This is a genomic window from Raoultella sp., assembly GCF_039594335.1.
Lineage (GTDB): Bacteria > Pseudomonadota > Gammaproteobacteria > Enterobacterales > Enterobacteriaceae > Klebsiella.
Genome location: NZ_JBCNNS010000045.1, coordinates 20,912 through 29,188 on the forward strand (window position 1 = coordinate 20,912; position 8,277 = coordinate 29,188).

Sequence of the window (8,277 nt, forward strand, 5' to 3'; positions counted from 1 at the left end):
ATTTGCCTTCGACCCGTGCCTGACTACGTTACCAGTTTGTTATGTTGCACACAGCTCTGCGTCAGCGGAAATTGCAGGGTACAGAGCAAAGGCGCTTGATGGTACGTCTTCAGCCTACGACGAAACAGCAGCAAATCAGCGTTTTAGCAATCCGAATTTAAAAATCTGTATACCACTAATAACTGTCCTGATTACATCGGTCAATACCATCACACTGTTGCATAACTTATTCTCAGGTGAAAGAGTGACCCCATAACTTTTGAGCATTATTGCATTTATCTGGTAATGGTTGTAACAAGAATGTTTAATATTTGTCAAATCAGGTGATTAAAATTTAAAATAATGTTGTTATCGTGACGTTGATCACTGTTCCGGACAAAACCCGACAAACTATATGTAGGTTAATTGTAATGATTTTGTGAACGGCCTATACTGCCGCCAGGTCTCCGGAACACCCTGCAATCCCGAGCCACCCAGCGTTGTCTGGTCACGTTTTAGCTCTTGAAAAGGGGTTTTATCATGACCACTGGTTATAGAAAGGACGCTGTCTGACCCGCAAGCAGACCGGAGGAAGGAAACAATAAGAACAGCATGTGGGCGTTATTCATGGTAAGAAATGTGAAAAAACAAAGACCTGTCAATCTGGATCTGCAAACGATCCGGTTCCCAATCACAGCGATAGCGTCCATTCTCCATCGCGTTTCCGGTGTGATAACCTTCGTGGCGGTCGGAATTCTGCTTTGGTTGCTGGGCACCAGCCTTTCCTCTCCAGAAGGTTTCCTCACCGCGGCATCCATTATGGATAGCTTCTTTGTCAAGTTCATCATGTGGGGCATCCTGACCGCGCTGGCATACCACGCTGTTGTCGGTATTCGCCACCTGTTGATGGATTTTGGTTATCTGGAAGAAACCCTCGAAGTAGGGACACGCTCCGCTAAGATTTCTTTTGTTATTACTGTCGTGCTTTCACTTCTCGCAGGAGTCCTCGTATGGTAAGCAACGCCTCAGCACTGGGACGCAACGGCGTACATGACTTCATTCTGGTTCGTGCTACCGCCATCGTTCTGACCCTTTATATTATGTACATGGTTGGCTTTTTTGCCACCACCGGCGAAATCTCCTGGGAAGTCTGGACGGGCTTTTTCTCCTCCGCATTCACTAAAGTCTTCACCCTGTTAGCCCTCGTCTCCATTCTGATTCACGCCTGGATCGGGATGTGGCAGGTGTTAACGGACTACGTAAAACCGCTGGCTGTACGCTTAATTCTGCAACTGGTTATCGTCGTTGCTCTGGTGGTTTACGTTATTTATGGATTCGTTGTGGTGTGGGGTGTGTAATGAAACTGCCAGTCAGAGAATTTGATGCTGTCGTGATTGGTGCGGGTGGCGCAGGTATGCGTGCCGCACTGCAAATTTCCCAGAGCGGCCAGACCTGTGCGCTGCTCTCAAAAGTATTCCCAACCCGTTCCCACACTGTGTCTGCGCAGGGCGGTATCACCGTTGCGCTGGGTAACTCCCATGAAGATAACTGGGAATGGCACATGTACGACACGGTAAAAGGTTCCGACTACATCGGCGACCAGGATGCCATCGAATATATGTGTAAGACTGGCCCGGAAGCGATTCTGGAGCTGGACCATATGGGTCTGCCGTTCTCCCGTCTGGAAAATGGCACCATCTATCAGCGTCCGTTTGGCGGCCAGTCGAAAAACTTCGGCGGCGAGCAGGCGGCACGTACTGCAGCAGCGGCTGACCGTACTGGTCACGCGTTGCTGCACACCCTGTACCAGCAGAACCTGAAAAACCACACCACCATCTTCTCCGAGTGGTACGCGCTGGATCTGGTGAAAAACGCCGATGGCGCAATTGTGGGTTGTACCGCACTGTGCATCGAAACCGGTGAAGTGGTCTACTTCAAAGCACGTGCAACCGTGCTGGCAACCGGCGGTGCAGGCCGTATCTATCAGTCCACCACTAACGCCCACATCAACACCGGTGACGGTGTCGGCATGGCTATCCGCGCGGGCGTGCCGGTGCAGGATATGGAGATGTGGCAGTTCCACCCAACCGGTATCGCCGGTGCGGGCGTTCTGGTAACAGAGGGCTGCCGTGGTGAAGGTGGTTATCTGCTGAACAAACACGGCGAGCGCTTCATGGAGCGTTATGCCCCGAATGCGAAAGACCTGGCGGGTCGTGACGTGGTGGCGCGCTCCATCATGATCGAAATCCGTGAAGGCCGCGGCTGTGACGGCCCATGGGGGCCACACGCCAAGCTGAAACTCGACCATCTGGGTAAAGAAGTACTGGAGTCCCGTCTGCCAGGTATCCTGGAACTGTCCCGTACCTTCGCTCACGTTGACCCTGTAAAAGAGCCAATTCCGGTAATCCCAACCTGCCACTATATGATGGGCGGTATTCCGACCAAAGTGACCGGTCAGGCGCTGACCGTGAACGAGCAGGGCGAAGACGTGGTCATCCCTGGCCTGTTCGCGGTAGGCGAAATCGCCTGCGTATCCGTACACGGTGCCAACCGTCTGGGCGGCAACTCCCTGCTGGACCTGGTGGTGTTTGGTCGTGCGGTCGGTCTGCATCTGCAGGAGTCGATTGCCGAGCAGGGCGATCTGCTTGACGCAACTGAAGCGGAAATCGATGCGTCCCTCGAGCGTCTGAACCGTTGGAACGGTAATCGTAACGGCGAAGATCCGGTGGAAATCCGTAAAGCGCTGCAAGAGTGTATGCAGCATAACTTCTCGGTATTCCGCGAAGGCGACGCGATGGCCAAAGGGCTTGAGCAGCTGAAAGCGATCCGCGAGCGCCTGAAAAATGCGCGCCTGGATGACACCTCCAGCGAGTTCAACACCCAGCGCGTTGAGTGCCTGGAGCTGGATAACCTGATGGAAACTGCCTATGCCACCGCAGTTTCTGCAAACTTCCGTACCGAAAGTCGCGGCGCGCATAGCCGCTTCGACTTCCCGGATCGTGATGACGAAAACTGGCTGTGCCATTCCCTGTATCTGCCAGAGTCGGAATCCATGACGCGTCGTAGCGTCAATATGGAACCGAAACTGCGTCCGGCATTCCCGCCGAAGATTCGTACTTATTAATGCGGAGACAGGAAAATGAAACTAGAGTTTTCAATTTATCGTTATAACCCGGACGTTGACGATGCTCCGCGCATGCAGGATTACACCCTCGAAGCGGAAGAAGGTCGTGACATGATGCTGCTGGATGCGTTAATCCAGCTGAAAGAGAAAGATCCGTCGCTGTCGTTCCGCCGCTCCTGCCGTGAAGGGGTGTGTGGTTCCGACGGTCTGAACATGAACGGTAAAAACGGTCTGGCGTGCATTACGCCGATCTCCGCGCTGAATCAGCCGGGTAAGAAAATTGTCATCCGTCCGCTGCCTGGTTTGCCGGTTATCCGCGATTTGGTGGTAGACATGGGGCAATTCTATGCACAATATGAGAAGATTAAGCCTTACTTGTTGAATAATGGGCAAAATCCTCCTGCTCGTGAGCACCTGCAGTCCCCAGAGCAGCGTGAGAAACTCGATGGTCTGTATGAGTGTATTCTTTGCGCATGTTGTTCAACCTCTTGCCCGTCGTTCTGGTGGAACCCGGACAAGTTTATCGGCCCGGCTGGCCTGCTGGCCGCGTATCGCTTCCTGATCGATAGCCGCGATACCGAAACCAGCGATCGCCTTGAAGGGCTGAGCGATGCTTTCAGCGTATTCCGCTGTCACAGCATCATGAACTGCGTCAGTGTATGTCCGAAAGGGCTTAACCCGACGCGCGCCATCGGCCATATTAAGTCGATGCTGCTGCAGCGCAGTGCCTAAGTAAAAAGGTCTGTCCCGGATGGCGCTATCGCTTATCCGGGCTACCATAAGCAGTAGCCCCGGCGAGCGTTCGCGTTACCGGGGAATAGATATAGATAGAGTAGGAAATCTTTAAAAACCGCCACAAGATGTACCAGTAATCAAGGCGTTCAGAGCGTAGTAAGGCGGCAACTGAGCACATCCCCGGGAGCAACCAGGGTAAGCGAAGGCAGCCAACGCAAGCGCAGCCTGAACACCGAAGATTAATGGCAGTTTTTAAAGGTTCCTTCGCGGACGCAGAAGCCACAACTCGTCCGTAAAGAGTGAACCCCGGCACGTACAATTGCTGTGCGTGGTAGTTTCTACGGCGAAATAAGCATATAAATGCTTAAGGGATCACGATGCAGAACGGCGCAATGAAAGCCTGGCTGGACTCTTCTTACCTCTCTGGTTCGAACCAGAGCTGGATAGAACAGCTCTATGAAGACTTCTTAACCGATCCTGACTCTGTTGACGCCAATTGGCGTTCTATGTTCCAGCAGTTACCTGGCACCGGAGTCAAACCGGATCAATTTCATTCGAAAACACGTGATTATTTCCGTCGACTGGCGAAGGATGCCTCACGTTACACTTCTTCGATTTCCGACCCTGATACCAATGTGAAGCAGGTTAAAGTCCTGCAGCTCATCAACGCATATCGCTTCCGTGGTCACCAGCATGCGAATCTCGACCCGCTGGGACTGTGGAAGCAAGAGAGAGTGGCGGATCTCGATCCTGCATACCACGATCTGACCGAGGCCGATTTCCAGGAAAGCTATAACGTAGGTTCATTCGCTATCGGCAAAGATACGATGAAACTGGGCGAGCTGATTGCTGCGCTCAAACAAACCTACTGCGGCGCTATCGGCGCGGAATACATGCACATCACTTCTACCGAAGAAAAACGCTGGATTCAACAGCGTATTGAGTCGGTAGCAGGGAAAGCCAGCTTTAGCGCTGACGAGAAGAAACGTTTCCTGACCGAGCTGACAGCAGCCGAAGGCCTGGAACGTTACCTCGGCGCGAAATTCCCGGGTGCCAAACGCTTCTCGCTGGAAGGTGGCGATGCGCTGATCCCGATGCTCAAAGAGATGATCCGTCATGCAGGCAAAAGCGGCACCCGTGAAGTGGTGCTCGGCATGGCGCACCGCGGTCGTCTGAACGTGCTGGTTAACGTTCTGGGTAAAAAACCGCAGGACCTGTTCGACGAGTTCGCGGGCAAGCATAAAGAACATCTCGGCACCGGTGACGTGAAGTACCATATGGGCTTCTCTTCCGACATGGAAACCGAAGGCGGTCTGGTGCACCTCGCGCTGGCGTTTAACCCGTCACACCTCGAAATCGTCAGCCCGGTGGTTATCGGGTCGGTTCGCGCGCGTCTCGATCGCCTCGACGAACCGAGCAGCAATAAAGTGCTGCCGATTACTATCCACGGCGACGCCGCAGTAACCGGCCAGGGCGTGGTTCAGGAAACCCTGAACATGTCTAAGGCGCGTGGCTATGAAGTGGGTGGTACCGTACGTATCGTTATCAACAACCAGGTGGGCTTCACCACGTCGAACCCGCTGGATGCGCGCTCTACGCCATACTGCACTGATATCGGCAAAATGGTTCAGGCGCCGATCTTCCACGTGAACGCGGACGATCCGGAAGCCGTTGCTTTCGTCACCCGCCTGGCGCTGGATTTCCGTAATACCTTTAAACGTGATGTCTTCATCGACCTGGTGTGCTACCGCCGTCACGGCCATAACGAAGCCGATGAGCCGAGCGCAACGCAGCCGCTGATGTATCAGAAAATCAAAAAACATCCGACCCCGCGCAAAATCTACGCCGACAAACTTGAGCAGGACAAAGTGTCGACCCTGGAAGATGCGACCGAACTGGTTAACCTCTATCGTGATGCGCTGGATGCTGGCGAATGCGTGGTTGAGGAATGGCGTCCGATGAATCTGCACTCCTTTACCTGGTCGCCGTACCTCAACCACGAGTGGGATGAGAGCTACCCGAGTAAAGTCGAGATGAAACGTCTGCAGGAGCTGGCTAAACGCATCAGTACCGTGCCGGACGGCATTGAAATGCAATCTCGTGTGGCGAAGATTTATGGCGATCGCCAGGCAATGGCTGCCGGTAAGAAGCTGTTCGACTGGGGTGCGGCGGAAAACCTGGCTTACGCCACGCTGGTTGATGAAGGTATTCCGATTCGTCTGTCCGGTGAAGACTCCGGTCGCGGTACGTTCTTCCACCGCCATTCTGTGATCCATAACCAGGTGAACGGTTCGACCTACACCCCGCTGCAGCATGTGCATAACGGCCAGGAGCATTTCAAAGTCTGGGATTCCGTGCTTTCTGAAGAAGCGGTGCTGGCGTTCGAATACGGCTACGCCACTGCGGAACCGCGCACCCTGACTATCTGGGAAGCGCAGTTTGGCGACTTTGCTAACGGTGCCCAGGTAGTGATCGACCAGTTCATCAGCTCCGGCGAGCAGAAGTGGGGCCGTATGTGCGGCCTGGTGATGCTGCTGCCGCACGGCTATGAAGGCCAGGGCCCGGAGCACTCCTCCGCGCGTCTGGAACGCTATCTGCAGCTGTGTGCTGAACAGAATATGCAGGTTTGCGTGCCATCAACTCCGGCTCAGGTTTACCACATGCTGCGTCGTCAGGCGTTGCGCGGTATGCGTCGCCCGCTGGTCGTGATGTCGCCAAAGTCTCTGCTGCGCCATCCGCTGGCGGTCTCCAGCCTGGACGAACTGGCGAACGGCACCTTCCTGCCAGCCATCGGTGAAATTGATGATCTCGACCCGAAAGCGGTGAAGCGTGTTGTCCTGTGCTCTGGTAAGGTTTATTACGATCTGCTGGAACAACGCCGTAAAAACGAGCAAAAAGATGTCGCTATTGTGCGCATAGAGCAGCTCTATCCGTTCCCGCATCAGGCGGTACAGGAGGCGCTGAAGCCTTACGCTCACGTGCATGACTTTGTCTGGTGTCAGGAAGAACCGCTCAACCAGGGCGCGTGGTACTGCAGCCAGCATCACTTCCGCGAAGTGATTCCGTTTGGGGCCTCTCTGCGTTATGCAGGCCGCCCGGCCTCCGCCTCTCCGGCGGTAGGATACCTGTCCGTTCACCAGAAACAGCAACAAGATCTGGTCAATGACGCGCTGAACGTCGATTAATTAAAGGATACATAATGAGTAGCGTAGATATTCTGGTTCCCGACCTGCCTGAGTCCGTAGCTGACGCAACGGTTGCAACCTGGCATAAAAAACCGGGCGATACGGTTGTTCGTGACGAAGTACTGGTAGAAATCGAAACTGACAAAGTGGTACTGGAAGTACCGGCTTCAGCGGACGGCATTCTGGATGCAGTGATTGAAGATGAAGGCGCAACCGTACTTTCTCGTCAGATCCTCGGTCGCCTGCGTGAAGGCAACAGCGCGGGCAAAGAGTCTGCGGCAAAAGCCGACGCCAAAGAGTCCACCCCGGCTCAACGTCAGCAGGCGTCTCTGGAAGAGCAGAGCAACGATGCCCTCAGCCCGGCGATTCGCCGTCTGCTGGCTGAACACAGTCTCGATGCTGCTGCTATCAAAGGTACCGGTGTCGGCGGCCGCCTGACCCGTGAAGATGTTGAGAAATATCTGGCGGCGGCACCGGCTAAAACCGAAGCTAAAGCGCCTGCCGCTGCAGCAGCGCCGGCCGCGCAACTGGGCCACCGTTCTGAAAAACGTGTTCCGATGACTCGCCTGCGTAAACGCGTTGCCGAGCGTCTGCTGGAAGCGAAGAACTCTACCGCCATGCTGACGACCTTCAACGAAGTCAACATGAAGCCGATTATGGATCTGCGTAAGCAGTACGGCGATGCCTTCGAAAAACGTCACGGTATTCGTCTGGGCTTTATGTCCTTCTACGTGAAAGCGGTGGTTGAAGCGCTGAAACGCTATCCGGAAGTGAACGCTTCCATCGATGGCGATGACGTGGTTTATCACAACTACTTCGACGTCAGCATGGCGGTCTCTACGCCTCGTGGTCTGGTGACGCCGGTTCTGCGTGATGTTGATCTGCTGGGCATGGCGGAAATCGAAAAGAATATTAAAGAGCTGGCAGTGAAAGGCCGTGACGGCAAGCTGACCGTAGATGACCTGACCGGCGGTAACTTCACCATTACCAACGGCGGCGTATTCGGTTCTCTGATGTCCACGCCAATCATCAACCCACCGCAGAGCGCTATTCTGGGTATGCATGCCATTAAAGATCGCCCGATGGCGGTTAATGGCAAGGTCGAAATTCTGCCGATGATGTATCTGGCGCTCTCTTACGACCACCGTCTGATCGATGGGCGTGAATCGGTAGGCTTCCTGGTCGCTATCAAAGAGCTGCTGGAAGACCCGACACGTCTGCTGCTGGACGTGTAGTCAGCAAGAGTATTACCTA

7 protein-coding genes are annotated in these 8,277 nt (G+C 54.2%); 6 read left to right on the top strand and 1 reads right to left on the bottom strand.

Annotated elements, in window-relative coordinates; translation table 11 throughout:
* Positions 1-135: 135 nt before the first annotated feature.
* A complete protein-coding gene (locus ACZAHD_RS10370; protein ID WP_418325369.1) occupies positions 136-267 on the bottom strand; it encodes a hypothetical protein in 132 nt (43 codons plus the stop codon).
* A 324-nt stretch (positions 268-591) separates the two neighbouring features.
* On the opposite strand from ACZAHD_RS10370, the gene sdhC reads away from it, so the two are divergent.
* The 6 genes from sdhC to odhB all read left to right on the top strand — a co-directional run bounded on the left by sdhC (position 592) and on the right by odhB (position 8,258).
* Positions 592-996: a succinate dehydrogenase cytochrome b556 subunit gene (gene sdhC / locus ACZAHD_RS10375; protein WP_004130523.1), complete on the top strand. Its 405-nt coding sequence runs from the start codon at positions 592-594 to the stop codon at positions 994-996.
* Positions 990-1,337 (top strand): succinate dehydrogenase membrane anchor subunit, encoded by a 348-nt coding sequence (sdhD, locus tag ACZAHD_RS10380; protein WP_462456691.1) that lies wholly within the window; start codon positions 990-992, stop codon positions 1,335-1,337. The genes sdhC and sdhD overlap by 7 nt, the downstream gene beginning before the upstream one ends.
* Complete coding sequence (sdhA, locus tag ACZAHD_RS10385) at positions 1,337-3,103, top strand: succinate dehydrogenase flavoprotein subunit (protein ID WP_462456692.1); 1,767 nt, start codon at positions 1,337-1,339, stop codon at positions 3,101-3,103. The genes sdhD and sdhA overlap by 1 nt, the downstream gene beginning before the upstream one ends.
* Positions 3,104-3,118: 15 nt before the next feature.
* Complete coding sequence (sdhB, locus tag ACZAHD_RS10390) at positions 3,119-3,835, top strand: succinate dehydrogenase iron-sulfur subunit SdhB (RefSeq protein WP_462456693.1); 717 nt, start codon at positions 3,119-3,121, stop codon at positions 3,833-3,835.
* Positions 3,836-4,215: 380 nt separating this feature from the next.
* Positions 4,216-7,023: a 2-oxoglutarate dehydrogenase E1 component gene (gene sucA / locus ACZAHD_RS10395; protein ID WP_462456694.1), complete on the top strand. Its 2,808-nt coding sequence runs from the start codon at positions 4,216-4,218 to the stop codon at positions 7,021-7,023.
* Between the two features lie 14 nt (positions 7,024-7,037).
* Positions 7,038-8,258 (top strand): 2-oxoglutarate dehydrogenase complex dihydrolipoyllysine-residue succinyltransferase, encoded by a 1,221-nt coding sequence (odhB, locus tag ACZAHD_RS10400; RefSeq protein ID WP_462456695.1) that lies wholly within the window; start codon positions 7,038-7,040, stop codon positions 8,256-8,258.
* Positions 8,259-8,277: the final 19 nt, after the last annotated feature.